The organism is Pleionea sp. WD8-19 (assembly GCF_055326765.1).
The window spans coordinates 74045-94577 of the sequence record NZ_JBUZOU010000015.1; the positions used below are offsets into that span (position 1 = coordinate 74045).

The window sequence follows — 20533 nt, forward strand, 5'->3', positions numbered from 1 at the left end:
TACACTTTGCGTAAATTCAAGTCAGCAAGGAGCTCCCAATGCAAGATCAAAATTGGTATTTCAGCCGTAACGGACGTGTCGAAGGCCCTTTCTCACTTGAGCAACTTAAACAACGTATACAATTGAACGATGGCTTTCAGGTTTGGAATCCATCATTGGCGCAGTGGAAAAGTGCGGAAGTTGTATTGAACCAAACGATTACGAAACAATCAAAAGAAATGAAAAATTATATTGCCAATCCTACGCAATCGAAAGAAACTGCCTTAGCGATAAAAAAGCTTGCTGAACAATGGCTAAAAATGGAGCATACGCAGGCGGAACAACGGCAACAATTTTTGCGTGACGTGATTAAACAGCAAGATGCAATTCTTAAATTGGAAGCCGGCACAACGATGCAAGCATCGACATTGCAGTCAATAAAGAGAGCTTCGCAATCGGGCCTATCACCTAAAACCATGCCCTCAAAAACTCATCGAACCCATGCAGTGCAATCAAAAGTAACGCAATTACCCCAACGCTCGACTAACGTACACAAGTCTGCAACAACCAGCAACGTGCAATCGATCCAAAATCATCATTCGTTTGGTTCGGCTAATTTATCGGCGAATAAAACCACTGAACATAAATCCACAAAGCCGTCCAGTCGAAGTATCAGTGCTTTAAAAGCACAATTAGAAGACATTCGTAAAGCCAAAGTCGCGACGGATAGCGCGATAAAAACAAAACAGAAAAGTCAGTCTTTAACGGCAGAAAAAGAATACCTTTGGCCAGTTGAGGAAGAGCAATCATTGAAGATCAGCGCGCTGGATTTAGAAGTGAAAAGTGCGACCGATTCTAAAGCTCGTCGTAATGAAACGAAGGGTATTGAAAAGAAAGCTCAAGTAAAAACAAATCCTGCTAATGGATCAGTCGTTTCAGAACCTAAAAGTAACGATAACGAAACCGAAGCGATGATGCGTCGAGTCAGCCGTCGCCGTCGTCGTCGCGTACGTTAAATTTTGGATTTTAGTCAGTATTCAACACAAAGTATCGAAAGTAATTTTCCAAATCCTTGATCACGATTTCTTTTCCCTGCAATGGGCTTTGTGCGATTAACTGAGCAACTTCGGTCGCTCTCAGTTTTTTCTGGTACTCTTGAGCAAGCAGTTGATAGCTGATGTGCCAAGGTTCGGGTGAAACGCCACCACGATCATTTGAGTAGGGGCGATAAAAGCCGAACTTTTCCAAGTTGTTTGCAAGCCATTGATCTAACTCCGCACAAACACCGTCTTTGCCAAACTCACTTGTGATTAATTTTAATTGATACCCATTTTCCAAAGGCTTTTTTAAAAATAAGTCGAAATCGGTACCCCAATGATGGCGGCTGGTGCCTGGCACCGCACTCCAATAACAAAGCGCCTGGTATTTTTCCCATTCCGAAAGTTGCTCGACAATCAAAGGTTGGGAATTACGATCCAGCAGCGGTCGAGTTCCGTTCCATTTGTAATTCCAAATACGGCACTGGTGCTGAAATGAGCGCCAATGACTGACGATGATCACTTCCAAGTTTATAGACTGCAGTTCTTGCAATAACTGAGATAAAGGACTGGCGACTTGTTGATGAACGACAATAAAACTTTCGTCAACTTCCATTGAAGAAAGTAAAGTACTCTTTTCACCATATAAAAGCTTTTGAAGTTCAGTCGTGTTGTTCATATTAGAGCAAAAGTATCTCCAGAATTCGCTGATAGGTAGAGGCTAACTTATCAAGATCGGCAATTCTTACGCACTCGTTTACTTTGTGAATGCTGGCGTTCAATGGACCAAGTTCAACCACTTGCGCGTTCATTTTGGCAATAAATCGACCGTCCGAAGTGCCGCCACTGGTTTCTGCCCGGGTTTCAATATTCAGCTGTTCTAAAATGGCTCTACGGCAAGCTTGTAACAGTTCGCCCTGTTCGGTAATAAAGGGCTCGCCGTTTAATTTCCAGTTTAGTTCATAGTCGAGCTTATGTTGTTTAAGAATCACTTCAACCTGTTTTTTTAAGCTATCAGCGGTTTGCTCGGTGGAGTAGCGAAAATTAAACTCCAGTTTCATTTCTCCTGGAATAATATTTCCAGCACCGGTACCTGCCTGCAGGTTTGTAAACTGAAAACTGGTGGGTGGAAAGTGTTGATTGCCCTTATCCCACTCCTTGTGCGCCAGATCTGCGAGGGCAAAAATGGCTTCATGAAAGGCATTTTTAGCAAGATGCGGGTAAGCGACGTGTCCTTGTATGCCATGAATGGTAAGCCAGCCAGTCAGTGAACCACGCCGACCGTTTTTTATGACATCACCCAAATACTCACTCGATGACGGCTCACCGACCAGAGCGTAGTCGACGCGCTGACCTCTCTTTTGCAGTTCTTCAACAACACGTACTGTGCCATTAATAAACGGGCCTTCTTCATCGCTAGTGATTAAAAAACCGATACTGCCTTTGTGTTCCGGGTATTGCTCTACAAAATGACGGGTCGCAACTAACATAGCCGCGAGACTTCCTTTCATATCGGCAGCACCTCGGCCATACAGTAAGCCGTCTTTTTCGGTCGGAATAAAAGGATCGGTTTGCCATTTGTCCAGGTTTCCTGCGGGTACCACATCTGTATGTCCAGCGAAAATAAAAACGGGCTGCGCCTTCTCGCCGCGTAACGCCCAGAAATTTTCGGTATCGTCAAAGTCCATTTTTTCGCAATGAAAGCCCAAAGGCTTGAGCCAATCGATCATCAATTGCTGGCAGCCTTCATCTAAGGGAGTCACTGATGGTCGACGAATCAACTCTTTTGTCAATTCCAGTACAGACAAGGTCATTAACCGAAGATCTCCGCGTATTGCTCAGGCTTAAAACCGAGGTGGAGTTGGCCATCGACTTCCAATAGCGGGCGTTTTACGATACTGGTATTTTCTATGATCAATTGTTTAGCTGATGTGGGAGTGAGATCATTTTTAATCGATTCGTCCAGTTTGCGCCAAGTAGTACCGCGTTTGTTGACTAACTGATCGAGGGCCACGTTTTGAATCCACTTTGAAGCCAGCCGATCAGAGATGCCTTCCTTTTTATAATCGTGGAAGTGATAAGCGATTTGATGTTCGTCTAACCATTTGAAGGCTTTTTTCATCGTATCGCAGTTTTTAATGCCGTAGATTGTTACTGTCATAGTATGATTATTGCTCAATTCGTTGTTGAATGTTAGCAATAATAACGGCTGATGCCTTGAAGGTAAAATACCTTAATTGAAGCACTAAGCTCTACTATACAATAAAGACAATTACACGGCTCCTGCTGTTGTGAGGAGACGTGTAATTCAGAACTTACCCTTCAATCTCACCAAAAAAGCAACCAAATGCGGGAAGTGTTAATTGTTCGTCGTGTACTTTTCCTAAGTCAATGTGATCGAACTTAATGGCGGACATTGTCGGTAATGATGCAATTGAAGCGGTTTGTTCCTGAGCCGACAGATTAAAAAAGAACGCCAAAGTTTGTGTTGCAGATTGTCGATAAAAACTGAGTATCGGTTCGTGGGTATCGATAAAACGAATGTCTCCATTTAATATCGCTGATTGTTGCTTGCGCCAATGTATCAAATGTTGAAAACATTTTAAGACTGAGTTCTCTGTATTTTGCTGAAGATCAACGGCTAGTAACCGATGTGATTCATTTACTGGTAACCAGGGTAAGCACTCGGAAAACCCACCGTACTTTTCTTGTGAGCTCCAAGGCATTGGTGTTCGGCATCCATCTCGGCCTTTAAAGCTGGGCCAAAACGTAATGCCATAAGGATCTTGCAGTTGATCGAATTCGATTTCTGCCTCAGGTAGCCCCAACTCTTCGCCTTGATAACTGCAAACCGAGCCACGTAAGGATACTAAGAGTGCGGTAAACATTTTAGATTTTTGACTGGTTATCGAATAATCGTTGTTTTGTTTGCTCCAGCGAGTGGCAACGCGTGTTACATCGTGATTGCTGATCGCCCAGCAAGGCCAACCGGCTTTCATTTTGTTTTCGAGCGTTTCTACTGTTTTGCGAATATAAGCGGCAGAGTAGTCTTCGGTTAACAATTCGAAACTGTACCCCATATGCAAACGATTATTGCCTGCTGTGTACTCAGCCATCGTAGCAAGCGAGTCTTCCGAAGATATTTCGCCTAATGCGACTGAACCCGGGTATCGATCGAGCAATTCACGAATACGCTCCATAAAAAGTAAATTTTCGGGTTGCGTATTGTTGTAATAGTGGTATTGAAAGGCGTAAGGGTTATCTTCACTAAAACCACGTCCTACGCGTTCTGTTTCCGGCTTGGGAGGGTTGTCTTTTAATTCAGCGTCGTGATAGCAAAAGTTAATGGCGTCCAAACGAAATCCATCAACACCGCGTTTTAACCAAAACTCGATATTGTCGAGAGCCGCTTGCTGAACTTCTGGGTTGTGAAAATTGAGATCCGGCTGACTGGTTAAAAAATTATGGAGGTAGTATTGTTGTCGTCGAGGTTCCCATTGCCAAGCAGGACCTCCAAATATAGAGAGCCAATTATTAGGTTGCGAACCGTCGGGTTTAGCATCTGCCCAAACGTACCAATCGCTTTTGGCGTTGGTTTTATTTTCTCGGCTTTCGAGAAACCAGGCGTGTTGGTCAGACGTATGACTTAAGACTTGATCAATAATCACTTTTAAATTGAGTGCGTGCGCTTTTTCAATTAGACAATCAAAATCATCGAGCGTACCAAATAAAGGATCGATATCACGATAGTCGCTAATATCGTAACCAAAGTCTTTCATGGGTGACTTAAAAAAGGGTGATATCCAAATCGCATCAACACCTAATGAGGCAATATAATCCAGTTTTTGGTAAATACCGGGCAAATCACCGACGCCGTCGTTGTTGGTATCCATCATACTGCGAGGATAAACTTGATAGATGACGGCTCCGCGCCACCAAGGATTTTGCGACATCAATTCAGTCTCCCGATTGCTCGCTGACGGTCATTCAAACACAGCGAAATAATTCATTTTTATCATTACCAGAGAAGCATACTTGAAAGCTAAAAATTAATTCAAACACCTACATACGTATGCATTGAATTATTTTGCGTTCAAAAAAGTGTTGGGTAAGGCTAACCCGAAAAATAAGGTTGAAAACGCCTATGAATACGTATGCAGCCAAAAAAGCCATGAAACTGCTCGCAATAACGGTATGAAATAAGATAAAAAGAGTCTCATTAGTGTTAGCGATTAGTTTAACAGCTCAGGGGCATAGCAATGAAACAGCCACAATTGTCATTTTGGCAAATTTGGAATGTCAGCTTCGGATTTTTAGGCGTTCAAATTGGCTTTGCGTTACAAAATGGAAATGTCAGTCGAATTCTTTCGGATTTAGGCGCCGATCTGTCTTCACTTTCATTGTTTTGGTTGGCTGCTCCTGTAATGGGGTTGATTGTTCAACCCATCGTTGGGGCTGCATCCGACCGAACCTGGAATCGAATGGGGCGACGATTACCTTTTATACTGGGTGGTGCCATCGTCGCCGCTTCCTGCATGGCATTATTACCTAATTCTTCGATGGTGGTGGCTTTTCTTCCTCCAATGCTGTTTGGCGTCGTGATATTTGCATTAAAAGATGCTGCGTTTAATGTATCGTTTCAGCCTTTTCGCTCCATGGTTTCCGATATGGTTCCACCTGAACAGCGCAACTTAGGCTATTCCGTTCAAACACTGCTGATTAATATTGGTGCCGTTGTTGGTTCCATTTTGCCGTTTGTGCTCACCAATGTCATCGGGTTAGATAATGCGTCTCGTGCGGGAGAAGTAGCTCCTTCGGTCATTTGGTCATTTTACATTGGCGCCACAATATTGCTGGGTTCCGTTTTGTGGACTGTCTTTCGAACCAAAGAGTATCCACCGGAGCAATACTATGCTTATAAAGGAATGCGGGCGGACGAAGTACTGGCAGAGCAAAGAGTAAAAAAATCGATAAACCAGAAGGTTGCGGAGTTTTTGCAATTGTTAACCAGTATGCCGAGTATCATGAAACAACTTGCATTGGTGCAGTTTTTCTCGTGGTTTTCTTTATTTATTATGTGGACGTATTTTCCAGCCGCGCTGGCTCAACATATTTGGGGCGTCGGAGTCGAGTGGTTTGATCCTGCTTTTTTGGCAACGGTTGATACGCCTGAATCTATTTCGCGAGCAAAAGGTGCTGCAGGTGACTGGGTCGGGTTGTTATATGCCGGTTATTCATTATTTGCCGCAATTTTTGCTTTATTTTTAACACGCCTAGCAAATCGTTTTGGGCGTAAAATTATTTATTCGTTTTCACTTTTAGCTGGAGGAATAGGGTATATCAGTTTTATATTTTTCCAGAGTTCAGATGTTGTCCATATAAACTTATTGATAACGGCGGTTGATATTCCGAAAGGCGCTGCTGGTTTAATTTTTCCCATGATTGGAATTGGCATCGCTTGGGCCGCCATTCTTGCAATGCCTTACGCCATATTGGCAGGCGCGCTACCTGCGGATAAAACGGGTGTATATATGGGGATCTTTAATTTTACTATTGCTGCACCTCAAATCGTTTCAGGCCTTGTTGCTGGGCAAATTTTAAGTCATGTGTTTAATAATCATGCAATTTACATCATCGTGTTAGCGGGTGTTTCTATGGTTCTTGGAGCGGTATCGGTTTATTGTGTTAACGAAAAAACTGAGACCTGCTTAAAAACGATTCAGGCCACGAGTTAGTGTGCTGTTTCGAGTAAGTTAGTTATGAGTAAAAGCGAAAACGTTTATTGTTTTATGACTGTTTTGAAAAGGATTTTGAATTCTAAATTACAGTTTTTTATAACACTATAGATTAAGTTACTTTTGTTTCTTTCCGTTTTCTTAGTTCAATTCAATGCTCTGTTTTACCCTGTACTTTTTGTTGAACGAAAGCAATGAGTTCCATTGTCGTCTTATTTATAAAATCATCGTATCGGCTCATTACATTCACTGAATACGTATGCATAACGTTGTTTGACTATCGATCAGGTGATTATTATGGCTTTCGCGTGAAAAACTCCGATTCCGATATTGTTTAAAGCAACTTTTGTGGTTTCAAAGTGTGGAATAATACCGCCGTTATTTTTAAAAGAGCGGTTTTCGAGCAGCGTACTTTTTCGGGATCAAAAGATAACAAAATAACCAACAATAAAGGTTACTGACTGGGGAGGAAACCTGAATGTTAACGTTTAAACCGAATCGAGTCGCGCTCGCATTATTGGCAAGTGGTGCGATGGCTGTTTCTTTTCCAGCCAAAGCAATGGAAGTGCAAGAAAAGTCTATTGAAAAGCAAGCATTAGAAAACAATGAAAATCAAAACGATGCGACCATTACGATTACAGGGTTTCGAGAATCGTTGCAAAAATCGACAGCGATGAAAAAGAATGAAACTTCCGTAGTGGAAACCTTATCAGCGGAAGATATTGGTAAATTACCGGATGTCAGTATTGCCGAATCGCTAGCCAGACTGCCAGGGGTTGCTGCACAACGACTGGATGGTCGCGCAAACGTTATTACCATTCGTGGCATGGGACCAGACTTTAATACAACAACGCTCAATGGCCGAGAACAAGTGTCTATCAACGACAGCCGAGGCGTTGAGTTCGATCAGTATCCTTCAGAAATGATTAATGAGCTCGTCGTTTATAAAACACCTAATGCAACGCTTGCTGCGCCTCAAGGTGTTGGTGGAACAGTGGATATGCGTACCCTACGTCCTTTACAACATGCAAAACAGACCTTTAAGGTTAATGCGCGGTACGAAAACAATAGTTTAGGAAAATTAAATCCCGATGGCAAAGCATCGGGTTCTCGCTTTTCGACTACATTCGTTGATCAATTAGCAGATGACACTTTTGGTGTGGCGGTTAACGTGACATCCATGAAGTCTCCGAATCAGGAAGAACGTTGGGCTGCGTGGGGTTATCCTGAGATAGGCGAAGATTGTTCAACGGATCCTTGTCAGCCATGGCAAGATATTAATGGCAACGATATCGATGCCGGGACATTGGCTTTAGGTGGTGCAAAACCCTACGTTCGTTCCAGTGAATTAAAACGCCTCAGCGGTATGGCGGTACTTGAATGGGTGCCTAGTGAAAACTACGCGATGACGTTTGATGCTTTTTACGCAGATTTTGAAGACAAGCAAATTTTGCGTGGTATTGAAATTCCTGGTTGGTGGGGACAAGGTTGGTCAAATGATGGATTAAGTGAGTTTGTCGTCCAAGACGGATTTTTAACGTCAGGACAAATCGAAAATTCTTTTGTTCAAGTGCGTAACGATATTAATTTCCGAGACGCGGAATTGCAGGCGTATGGGTGGAATCACCTGATCGCTTTAGATGACGGTTGGGAAGTTGAGACTGATCTCGCTTATTCCAAAGCCGATAGAGCGGATTGGGGAATGGAGTCTTATGCGGGAACCGGTCGTGGCAACTTTGTCGGAATAGGTGACACCATTGGTATCATGATGAATGGCACTCGTGGCGCGACCTTTAATCATCAAATTGATTACTCTGATCCTGAAGTGGTGATGCTGGGTGGTAATTTGTCTTGGGGAAATAATGTGACGGTTAATGGTGATGCGCAGGATGGATTCATCAATAACCCGTGGGTTCAAGATGAAATGACGACTTTTCGTTTGACGACTCGAAAGGCGTTGCAAAGTGACTACTTCAGTGGTTTTGAGTTGGGTATTAACGTTTCAGAGCGCGATAAGATAAAACGCGACAGCGGTAATTTTTTAACACTGAATGTATATCCACAAATGCTGGCGGTGCCAGAAGCGTTTTTACTCGCTCCAACGTCACTCAGCTTTATTGGCATGGGAACTATGTTGAGCTATGACTCACTCGCTTTATACAACGCGGGTTACTATACCGAAACCAGTGAAAATGCAACGGTAGGCAGTCGTTCGACGGGGTCATGGGATGTTAACGAGAAAGTAACGACGTTATTTTTTAAATTAGATGTTGATACGGTATGGGCTGATTTACCTGTACGAGGTGATTTTGGTTTGCAAGTGGTTGATACGGAGCAACGTTCAGTAGGTAATGCTGTTCGTAGCGAAGGCGGTTTTGTCATCAGAGCTAAGAATTCTGACGGTGCAAGTTACACCGAAGTACTGCCCAGTTTCAATCTAACGGTGGAAGTTTCCGACGACCATTTGATTCGATTCGGATTGGCCAGAACAATAGCACGTCCGCAAATGGATCAAATGAACGCAAGTTTTGGTTTTAATTTCGAAGCAAACCCCACTGGAGGCAATCCAAACTTCACTGGAGAAGGTGGCAACCCTACATTAATGCCGATTATTTCCGACAATTTTGATTTATCGTATGAAACGTATTTCGATGAAGGTTATTTTGCAGCGGCGATTTTTTATAAACATTTTGAGAACTGGGTTTACGATGGCCAAGTTATCCTGGATTTTGCTGAATTTACTCCGCCCGGAGAAAATCCAGCAAGTACACTTGGAACCTACTCGCAACCCATGAACAGTTCCGGAGGTCATCTTAGTGGTGCTGAATTAACGCTTAATCTTCCTTTGGGCATGTTAACGTCAACCCTTGACGGATTTGGAATTGTCACGAACTTCGGTTATGTCGATAGCGAAGTCCAACAAGAGCCGGGTGCACCCAAAACGGCCATTGAAGGTTTATCCCGTAAAACGGCAAACTTGACTACTTACTATGAAAATAATGGATGGTCTGTTCGTGCCAGCGCTCGTCATCGGTCGGATTTTTTGGGTGAAGTTACGGCGATCAGTTTAACTCGCGTACTTGTTGATGTTAAATCAGAAACGGTTGTTGATGCACAAATTGCTTATGACTTTGGTGATGCGGATAATAGTCGTTTAGATGGATTGAGTGTGTTTTTGCAGGCAACGAACTTAACGGATGAACCCTTCGTGACTTACTTAAATGGTGATAAACGTCAAATACGAGATCATCAAGTTTATGGTCGAAATATCATGCTTGGCTTTGGTTACACGTTTTAATTGTAAGGTCTAACGTTATCCCTCTGTTGCGACAAGCTTCAGGGGGATTTATAGGCAGTTTCTTCGTTCTTTAATATACTCGAAGCGTTTGAATTTTAAGCCTTATAAGCACCTGCCTTTTCGTCCCTGACCGCGTTGCTCCTACTCACAGGGAATGGCCATGCAGCGTCGTCGCGCCTCGTCAGATACGAAAATTCATACACTTCTAAAATCTAAAACTCAAACGCTTCGAGTATAACTGAACCATTGCAGTTGACTTTAAAGAGCTCAGTTCAATCCGCAATTAAATTAATCTCAACTCCTGAGTTATTTATTTCAAAGGTTGCTCGTATTCCAAACAGTTAACGCATTCACTTTTATCTATTCGATACTTGTGCAAAAAATGGTAACGCAAAAAAATCCAATGATTAAGTTTCTTACGCCTTTATGTTTTTAAAGCTTCCTTTCATGAATACGTATGCAGTTCATTGTTTTGCGATTTTGATCCTGCGTATGATTGTACAAATTTAGGACTTAATTTATTGATGCATTGCGTCAATAAAAATAACTAAAAGTACACTTGGGGGTAGGAATATGGCGAGGTTTAAACCGAGTTCGTTAACCATCGCTTTGGCAGTTGCAGGATGTATCAGTAGCTTCATGCCAACGTATGTTATGGCACAGCAAATTGAAGATAAGCAGAACGATGCAAAGGATGACAAAATTAAAAAGGAATCAGAAAAAGTAGAAAATAAAATGACCATTACCGGAAGTTATACCGGTTCTCTTATTCGTTCTCTGGAAGAAAAGCGCAATGCCGATACCGTTTCTGAACAGCTTTCAGCGGATGATATCGGTTCCCTTCCTGACGTATCGATTGCCGACGCGTTAACTCGATTGCCAGGTGTTTCTGCTGTACGTACTGGTGGTCAAGCGGCGGAAATTAATATACGCGGTTTATCCGGTATTTTTATTTTTTCTACTCTTAACGGTAGAGAGCAGGTCGCAACTTCAGGTAGCCGCAGTATTGATTTTGATCAATACCCGTCAGAATTAATCACTTCCGGTTCCGTTTATAAGTCGCAGAAAGCTTCTTTGATTGAGGGTGGTGTTGCCGGTAGTGTTGAGTTACGTACCGCCAGTGCATTGGCGAATGCCGAAAAGCATACTATGGGCTTTAACGCGCGAGCGGTATTTAATGATCGAGCAAATAATGTATACGATGCTGATGATTGGGGAGAGCGACTCAGTTTTTCTTATCAAGGAAAGTTTTTTGACGATACGATCGGACTTTCGCTTGGCGTCGCGCAGCTCACGCAACCCTCAGTGGCAGAACAATTTATTGGATTAAATTACAACGCAGAAAAAGATGTTGATTCATTGACAGGGGATACCGAAGGTTCCGAGTTATGCCCTGAATGTGAAACCGTATCGGAAGGTATGGAGCTGCAACATAAAGGCGGTAGCGAAGAGCGCACCAGCTTTGTTGCTGCCTTTGAATGGATGCCAAATACCGATTTTAAATTTACCGCAGACTACTTTCGATCCAAGTTCTCGTCGAAACAATGGGCGCGTGGTTTGCGTGTGAAGTTTGGTGGGAACCGGGCAAACTATTATTTTCCAACGGTGGCCGATAATTCAATGGTTGGAGGCGTTGTTGCACGAACCAGCGACAGCTTCACGCGTGTCGAAATTGCTAATGATGATGACAGCGAAACCGATATTAGCGAAAGCGTTGGTTTAAAAGGTGAGTGGCAACTGACCGACGCTTTTTCTTTGACAGCCGACTTAAGTCACTCATCAGGTGAAAGTGATTTTCAAAATCGTTTGTTATGGAGCTTAGTTGCTGAAGATGCAACGATTGCTGATCCGGTTTTCGACACGAATGTGGTCATTAACTACCAGTATTCGGGCCTGGACATTCCCAGCGTTGGCTTTAATCAAGACTTTACCAATCCTGATACTTTAATGGTTTCTAAATATGGGACCTATCCTTATTTGTACGATGATAGGGTCAATGCGTTTCGGCTCGACGGTATTTACGAATTATTTAATAACAACTATGTGAAATCTTTTGAGTTCGGGTTTCGTGCTTCGGAGCGCCGCTGGAATGCAGTCAGAAAAGTTTTTGAATACGGTGATGACGGTGGCTTTTCTATGTTTGAGCCGCCGTTTAGGTTGCAACCTGGAATGTACAATATCGTTAATTGGCGTAGCGACTTTAATCATTTCCCAAGTTACCTTGCTATCGATATTGATCAAGTGCTTGCAGCCTGGTTACCCAATGGGATGGGAACACCTTTAACGACCTTTGGTCAAGATGTTAATGGTGAGCTTGACTATTCGTCAAGCTGGGCGGTTCAAGGCACTGGAAGCGTGTTTGAGGTTGTATTAGCGGCTTATTTTCTGGCGAATCTCGACTTTGACGTAGGTGAGTTTAATGTCACTGGAAATATAGGATTGCGTGCAGTAAACAGTGAGCAATCGGCAACGCGATTGAGTTATATTGACGAAACCCTGCCGGAGGAGGATCGAATTGCGTTGGGTGCGCAATGGATTGTGGATGAGGCCGGGTTAGCCAGTTTTCGTTATGCCAGAAATACCGACGGTATCCATTACACGGATTATCTGCCTTCTTTAAATTTAAATCTTAAGTTAACTGACAATTCTCAACTGCGCTTTGCTGCTGCGAGAGTAATGGCAAGGCCAGAAATTAACCGGCTGGCATCGAATTTTAGCGGAAACGTCGATCAAAATCCCGATCGAACACTCGAGCATCCAGAGCCCTATGTTTTTAATGGTTCAGAGTTTAATAGCCCTCGTTTGAAACCTTTTTTAGCCGATCAGTACGATTTGTCTTGGGAATACTATTATCCCGATCAAACTGGTGGTATTGCCGTGGCGATTTTTTACAAGGATATTAAAAATTTTGTTGACGAAGGGTTTGTAAATCGATTCGATTTTTCTTCAATTGGTGTGCCTGCTCCGGAAACGTATGTTGATCCTTTAAGTGGTGTTCCGAGTGACGTCGGTCTGGGTTCATATTCCTTTTCATTCAACAACAACAAACCAGCATCGGTGAAAGGTTTGGAGTTTTCAACTACAACAATGCTCGATCAATTACCGGGCATTTGGTCAGGACTCGGTTTTAATTTCAATTACGCCTATACCGAAAGTTCGGCTACTCGTCGAAGTCAGCAAGGGTTGTTTAATATCGAAACAGCGTTTCCTGGTTTGTCACGACATGTTGCAAGTGGAACTCTGTTTTTTACCGGCGACCAATTTGAAACACGATTAAGTACTCGTTATCGATCTGAATTTATCTCTCAGCAGTGGGGAGTGAATGAGCAAACGGTGAATTTTGATGATGAGACGGTCTTGGATTACCAGGCTTCCTATGATTTTGATGGCGACTTAAAAGTACTGTTCCAGGTTAATAACTTAACCGATCAGCCAACGAAATCGTTCTTCTTTCATGAAGCAAGAACAGGAACCCTACAATATTTTGGTCGCCAATACTTTATGGGTCTCAATTATAAATTCTAAGCTCACCAAAAAAGGAGACAGAAAATGAAAACATTAAAACGGTTATTTTTACTCGTAAGTATTTTGGTGAGTTTGGCGACACTGACAGGGTGTGATAATGAAGTCGCAGGTGAAGTATTAAGTGGTCAGACGTTACTCAGTTGTGATTTACCGTTAGTACCGAATGCAAGTGGTACCGCTTGTGTCGAGCCGCCTCCATTAGCGTGTGATCCGCCTACAGTTCCTAATGAAACGAATGACGCCTGTATTATTGGGTACGATCCCAGTCAACCGGATCCCATTGTGTTTGCCGGTGATAATCAAGCCATTTTATTTTACAACCGAGCGAAGTTGGGGGCGAATAATTCTCCCAATGACTCAGCATACAACGGTTATCGATTGCATACCTGGAACAGTCCAACCTGTGATGCTTATGCCGCTGAATCGTTAGCACCATCTTGGGACAATGGTTTAGTGATTGATGGTATCGATCCCAATTACGGCGCATATTGGATTTTAGATCTAAAAGACGGATATGGTGAATGCGGTCATTTTATTATTCACATTGGTACCGATGATGCGGGTAAGGAACTGGGTGGTGGCGATTGGAAAATGAACTTGATGCAAGACGATCCTACCTTTTCGCGTATGAATTGGACCATTACTGGTCATGCTGCTGTATTTGAATACCCGATCACGTCTTTAGGAGCCGAACAGTTGCAAATTAAAGATGCGCGTGTGCATTGGATCGACTCAACCACTCTGGTTTGGAACCGTGATAATTTTCTTCCAGCCTCTGCTGATGTCGTTTCAGCCAAGCTGCATTATTCCATCTCTGAACCGATCACCGTTGATGATGAGGGCAACGTTTCCGGAACGGCATTTGATTTAACGGACACAGAACTCTCTGGTGCTCAACAATCAATGGTTCCATTGTTGACTTCAATGCCTGGCTTTTCCGGAAGTTGGAGCATTGATGATGCGAAAACCATTGTGAAAGGTCATGTTGTTTGGGTGGGTTATAACGCCGAAGGTGAAGCCGTTTTAGCGACTCACGTGCAAATAGGAAAAGTACTGGATGATCTTTATACCTCAAGTGATGACGATGCAAATGAAGCTCAATTAGGTGTTCATTATGACGACGACACCATTAACTTGGCGTTGTGGGCACCGACAGCTCAGTCCGTAAACCTAGTAATTTACCGTAATGACGGCGTTCGCGAATCATCCTTTGCGATGGTCGAAAACGCAACAACCGGTATTTGGTCATACGCTGCGCCTTTGTCATTGGACAGACGATATTATCGATACGAACTGTCTTTGTTTCATTACGCAACAGGCAAATTTGAAACGATAGAATCAACGGACCCTTACTCCATCAGCTTAGCAATGAATGGCGAGTATTCTCAGTTGGTTAATTTGCAAGATGCGGATTTATTTCCGGAAGATTGGTCTGTGCATGCGGTTCCAACAATCACCGATCCGGAAGACGCGGTGATTTATGAAGTGCATTTAAGAGATTTTAGTGCACGAGATCCATCGGTTTCTGAACAATATCGCGGCAAGTATTTAGCATTTACCGAAACGGCTTCCGATCCCGTTGTGCATTTATTAAATTTAAAAGAAGCTGGGTTAACACATATCCATCTGCTTCCGGTCAATGATATTGCCACAGTGAATGAGTTTGATAATTTAGTGGTTGATCTTGATGATACGGTAGGTGATTTATGTCGGCTCAATGCTGACGCGCCTGTGTGTGGTCATGTGGATGAATCAACCGTAATACAGGAACTTCTTGAAAGTTATGGTTCCCTTTCAGAACAACAACAGGCTCTGGTTGATTCAATGCGAGCTCATGACTCTTTCAATTGGGGATATGATCCTAAGCACTTTAATGTTCCGGAAGGTGTTTATTCAACCAATCCCAACGGTGAAGTCCGTATTAAAGAATTCAGAACGATGGTGAAAGCACTTCACGATCTCGGTTTGCGTGTTGTGATTGATGTTGTGTATAACCATACCAACTCGGCTGGCGTGTTTGATAATTCGGTATTCGACAAAGTTGTTCCTGGTTATTATCACCGTCGCGATATTGCAACAGGTTCAGTCACGCAGTCTACTTGTTGTAACGATACGGAACTTTATAACGTAATGATGGATAAGTTCATGAAAGATTCGCTGCTTTTGTGGACTCGGGAATATGGCGTTGATGGATTCCGTTTTGACATTATGAGTCATGGCTCGCGCAAACAAATGCTAGAAGTACGTGATTTGGTTCAAGAGGTTGACCCCGACAATTATTTTTACGGAGAAGGTTGGTACCGTGGTGACGGATACGATGAGACTTCTGCCAATCAGCAAAATTTGGCGGGTACAGAAATAGCCACATTTAATGATCGCCTGCGTGATGCCGTTCGCTACGCGGATCTGTTTAAGGTTGATGGTGATACCAGCCGACAAGATATTGTAAAACTAGGGTTAGCCGGACAACTCGCCAACTATGTCTTGGTTGGTTCCGGTGGTGTTGCAACATCCGGCTCGGGTTTTAATCCATCGTCGTATGCATTGGATCCTGCCGATGTTATTAATTATGTCTCTAAACATGATAATGAAACGCTTTGGGACATGCTGCAATTGCAATTACCCTTGGAAACGAATCTAGACGATCGTGTACGTATTGCGAATATTGCTGCGGCGATACCGGTAGTGAGTCAAGGCATTCCTTTTCTTCAGCTTGGTGGTGATATGTTGCGCTCCAAGTCGTTAGACAAAAATTCCTACGATGCGGGTGACTGGTTTAATTTCGTAGATTTCTCTATGAACTCCAATAACTGGAACGTTGGCTTACCATTAGCGCAAGATAACCGCTGGCGTTGGTATGCGGATCCTGAAAGCCCAGACCAAATCAGTATTTCTGAATTATCTGCCAGTGCAAAGACTCAAGCGTTTCCTAGTGATATCCAATTCGCGAACAGTGTATTCAAAGAGTTTTTATCCATCCGTCGTGACAGCAAATTGTTTCGATTAACAACAGAACAAGATGTGATTGAACGGGTGGGTTTTCATAACTTAGGAAGCAATCAAACCCATGGCGTGATTGTAATGAGCATTGATGATGGTGTTGGACTATCCGATCTCGATCCGGTAAACGATGCGATTGTTGTCATGATCAATGGTACCGAAACCGAGCAATCTCATACGGTACCCACGGCTGCAGGGTTTGTATTGCATCCTACTTTGGCTGCATCGGTTGATTCTCAAATGTCGTCAGCCATTTTCACTGCAGGTACTGACGAAGGCACGTTCACTGTGCCGGCACGTACCATGGCGGTGTTTGTCAAACCACAAGGTGCTTCACAAGGTGAAGGGCTTTCTGCTTACGCGACGGCTGGTTTACCCGATGTTGTTCCTTATGGTTCAACCTCGGTGTACATTCGTGGTGGCATGAACGGTTGGAGTACTGACGATGCTATGGAGTACATAGGCAACGGCATGTATCGTGTGGCGATGAGTCTTACCGGTGGCACCGGTTATGAGTTTAAGTTTGCGTCAGAAGATTGGTCGGCCGTGAATTACGGACACAGTGACGGTACCGTTACTGAAGGTATTGATAAAGCTCTGGCATACAATGCGGGTAATTTGAGTTTTACCCCTGCGAATGATGATGAGTATTTCTTTGAAGTCGCCGCCAGTACACCCGATGCACCGGTGCTTCAGGTTCGTAGTGCCAATGTGTATGCCGCGACATCGCTATTTGTTCGAGGCGGAATTAATGGTTGGGATACAAGCTCCGAGCTGACTTACCAAGGCAATGGCATTTATAAAGTGATCATTGATATTGGTACGAATACTGGCTTACAGGAATTTAAAATTGCTTCGGAAGACTGGTCGACGGTGGATCTGAGCTATGGCGATGGTCATGCCGCTGTTATTGAAGACGAGCAAAAACTGTTAGGGCCCGGAGCAGGTTTAGGAAATCTTTCGATGGATTTTCCAGAGTCGGGTGAATACACCTTTTTATTCGATGCGGCTGACCGTACACAGCGATTTCTTTCTGTACATCAAACTCAGATGTACGGTTCAGAAACCATTTATCTTCGCGGTGTCAATACCTGGGATGCAGTTGATGTTTTGGCCTACCAAGGAGACTCTATCTATTCCATTGATTTAAGCCTTGAAGCTGGCACATACCATTTTAAATTTGCCGATGCCAACTGGGGTGAAATCAATTATGGATTAAACGGTGATGATAATGTCATGGTTGTGGGCGAGTCGCGTACGTTGATCTATAACGCAGGCGACGTTCAAATTGAAATTCCTTCAGCCGGAACCTACCGCTTTGAAGTTTCGGGGCCGAATGAATCACGACCTGAAATGACTGTAATACAACTTTAAAAATGAATCATTTGGATTTCGCCCGGTCAACACCGGGCGAGTTTTTGTTATTGAGCGCTAATACAAAATAGAATTGTTTTGTGGTTTTGTAGGATGTGTGAAACCCATCAATGATTGATTAAAAAGATGGGTTTCACCCAACCTACTTTAAGGCGAAATCTTTGATTCATTGTCGCTAATTTTGGGTTTCACAAATGAAGAAATTTATTCCTGTTTTTCTTTTTACAAATCTTTTACTGATTGCTTGCAGCGAACACTTCAACTTTACTGAAGACGCTGTCTATCAATTGGAAAATGGTGAATACCGCCTGCAAATGACCGCGTATCAGGGTGATGCCTTCGAGGTGTTGTTGTATCGGTCAGGGCAAGTCATATTTCCTTCTTTTGCGAAAGCGGAGTCGATTCGTAAAGTAAAGCCTCAGGTGTTTGAGCTAGAAGATCAAACGACCCTTATAAACGGAGGATTGAAAGCCGTCATCAATAAAGCAAACTGGCAAATCACCTATTATCGTGACAACCAACAGCTAACAAAACAAACGTCATTCTCATTGAACGAGAAATCTCAGAGTTTTCAGTTTTCATTAACCAATGGTGAAAAAATATTGGGAGGCGGACAACGTGTGTTGGGAATGAATCGCCGAGGTCATCGACTGCCACTCTACAATCGTGCGCACTACGGTTACACCACACATTCCGAACAAATGTACTACAGTCTACCCGCGGTGATGTCCGATAAAAAATACACGTTAATTTACGATAACTCAGCCAGTGGTTTTCTCGACATTGGAAAATCCCAGGCCCATACTCTCAGTTTTGAATCGGTTGGTGGCCGAGCCGCTTATATGGTGGTTGCTGGAGATTCGTATCCCGAACTTTTGGAAAATTTTGTATCCGTTACCGGAAAACAACCCTTACCGGCTCGATGGACGTTGGGCAATTTTGCCTCGCGTTTTGGTTACAGAACTCAGCAACAGGTAGAAGAGGTCGTTGAGCAATTCAAGCAGAAAGACTTTCCGGTCGATGCCATCGTGTTGGACCTCTATTGGTTTGGCCCCGATATTAAAGGACATGTCGGCAATTTGGACTGGGATCGTAACGCTTTTCCTGAGCCAGAAAAAATGGTTGCTCGGTTAAAAGAGCAAGGGATTAAAACCATCGTTATCACCGAGCCTTTTGTTCTTACTTCATCAAAACGATGGCAGGAAGCGGTCGACAAAAAAATATGCGCTAAAGACCAGAATGGTGAACCGAAACGCTTCGAGTTTTATTTTGGTAACACCTGTTTGATTGATGTATTTGATCAAACAGCGGTGGACTGGTTTTCGGAAATTTATCGTGGATTAACGGAACAGGGGATTGCTGGGCATTGGGGAGACTTGGGAGAGCCGGAAGTGCATCCTGACGAAAGCATTCACACGTTATCTGAGTACGGAATTAAAGCTACAGGGGCGGAAATTCATAACGCTTTCGGTCATCAATGGGCAAAGCTGGTGTACCAAAATCAGCGTCAAATAAAACCGAATGAAAGACCGATGACGATGATGCGCTCCGGGTTTGCCGGTACACAGCGATACGGCATTATTCCATGGACCGGCGACGTAGCGCGCAGTTGGGATGGGCTCAAGCCGCAAGTTGAACTGTCATTGCAAATGGGAGTATTCGGTTTGGCCTATACACACTCCGATTTGGGTGGTTTTGCCGGAGGTGAACGTTTTGATAAGGAGCTCTATATTCGTTGGTTGCAGTACGGTGTGTTTCAACCGATTTATCGGCCACACGCTCAAGATCATATTGCGCCAGAACCGGTTTTCCACGACGAGCAAACGCAAAATATCGTGCGAGATTACATGAAATTGCGTTATCGGCTGTTACCTTACCTTTATACCATGGCCTACCAAAACTCAACCAAAGGCATTCCGCTCATGCGGCCACTTTTTTTTGCCGATGAGTCGAATTCGGATTTAATGAGCATTAAAGACAGTTATTTTTGGGGTGACAGCTTTTTAATTTCACCGGTTACCGAGCCGAATTTAACGCAGAAAGACGTTTGGCTGCCGCAGGGCATCTGGTTTGACTACTGGAGTGATCAACGTTTTATTGGAAATGCAAATATCCGCTACCCAATCACTCTGGAGACCATTCCTGTGTTGGTAAAGGCGGGGGCTTTTATACCTATGGTGGAAGCGGTGAATTCTACCGAACAATACTCCAGTAAACATTTAACATTGCATTATTACGCCGACTCTTCGGTTAAAGCGTCCGGCGGTCTAATGTACGAAGACGATGGAAAATCGTTTGGCAGCATTGAGCAGAATGCTTTTGAATTGCTCCGGTTTCAGTCGCAACAAGATGAGTCCGGTTTATCCATTCGCTTATCTCGCAAGGGTCAATATTCTGGATTGCCTGAAAAGCGAAGGGTGACTCTGGTTATTCACCATTGGTTAACGGCACCGAAAAGCATTCAAGTCGATAATCTCCCATTAAATATATTTGCCTTTGATGCGAAGCAGCGTCGTTTGGAGGTTGCCTTTGACTGGGACCTTTCCAACACCGTCATTCGTATTGATTAGCTTTGAGGTAAAAAA

10 protein-coding genes are annotated in these 20533 nt (G+C 43.5%); 6 read left to right on the forward strand and 4 right to left on the reverse strand.

The features are described from left to right. The first annotated feature begins 38 nt into the window (after positions 1-38). The gene (locus ACTUJY_RS16205) at positions 39-995 is read left to right on the forward strand and encodes a DUF4339 domain-containing protein (RefSeq protein WP_463617163.1); all 957 of its coding nucleotides are present in this window, start codon (positions 39-41) and stop codon (positions 993-995) included. A gap of 10 nt (positions 996-1005) precedes the next feature. Here the strand turns inward: ACTUJY_RS16205 and ACTUJY_RS16210 are convergent, their stop codons facing one another. From ACTUJY_RS16210 to ACTUJY_RS16225, 4 genes are all read right to left on the reverse strand, one after another. After that, the gene (locus ACTUJY_RS16210) at positions 1006-1695 is read right to left on the reverse strand and encodes a M15 family metallopeptidase (RefSeq protein WP_463617164.1); all 690 of its coding nucleotides are present in this window, start codon (positions 1693-1695) and stop codon (positions 1006-1008) included. 1 nt (position 1696) lies between these two features. Further along, on the reverse strand, positions 1697-2830 hold the full coding sequence (dapE, locus tag ACTUJY_RS16215) for a succinyl-diaminopimelate desuccinylase (protein WP_463617165.1): 1134 nt from the start codon (positions 2828-2830) through the stop codon (positions 1697-1699). Beyond that, a complete protein-coding gene (locus tag ACTUJY_RS16220) occupies positions 2830-3177 on the reverse strand; it encodes an ArsC family reductase (protein WP_463617166.1) in 348 nt (115 codons plus the stop codon). Before ACTUJY_RS16220 ends, dapE begins: the two co-directional genes overlap by 1 nt. Positions 3178-3331: 154 nt before the next feature. Next, the gene (locus ACTUJY_RS16225; RefSeq protein ID WP_463617167.1) at positions 3332-4969 is read right to left on the reverse strand and encodes an alpha-glucosidase; all 1638 of its coding nucleotides are present in this window, start codon (positions 4967-4969) and stop codon (positions 3332-3334) included. Positions 4970-5275: 306 nt separating this feature from the next. On the opposite strand from ACTUJY_RS16225, the gene ACTUJY_RS16230 reads away from it, so the two are divergent. From ACTUJY_RS16230 to ACTUJY_RS16250, 5 genes are all read left to right on the forward strand, one after another. Next, positions 5276-6751, forward strand: a complete 1476-nt coding sequence (locus ACTUJY_RS16230) for an MFS transporter (protein WP_463617168.1) — start codon at positions 5276-5278, stop codon at positions 6749-6751. 478 nt (positions 6752-7229) lie between these two features. After that, positions 7230-10049, forward strand: coding sequence for a TonB-dependent receptor (locus ACTUJY_RS16235; RefSeq protein ID WP_463617169.1), 2820 nt, complete (start codon positions 7230-7232; stop codon positions 10047-10049). 573 nt (positions 10050-10622) lie between these two features. Further along, a complete protein-coding gene (locus ACTUJY_RS16240) occupies positions 10623-13574 on the forward strand; it encodes a TonB-dependent receptor (protein WP_463617170.1) in 2952 nt (983 codons plus the stop codon). 24 nt (positions 13575-13598) lie between these two features. Further along, entirely contained in the window at positions 13599-17948 is a 4350-nt protein-coding gene (locus ACTUJY_RS16245) for an alpha-1,6-glucosidase domain-containing protein (protein WP_463617171.1), read from the forward strand. 194 nt (positions 17949-18142) lie between these two features. Next, the gene (locus ACTUJY_RS16250) at positions 18143-20518 is read left to right on the forward strand and encodes a TIM-barrel domain-containing protein (RefSeq protein ID WP_463617172.1); all 2376 of its coding nucleotides are present in this window, start codon (positions 18143-18145) and stop codon (positions 20516-20518) included. Positions 20519-20533 lie beyond the last annotated feature (15 nt).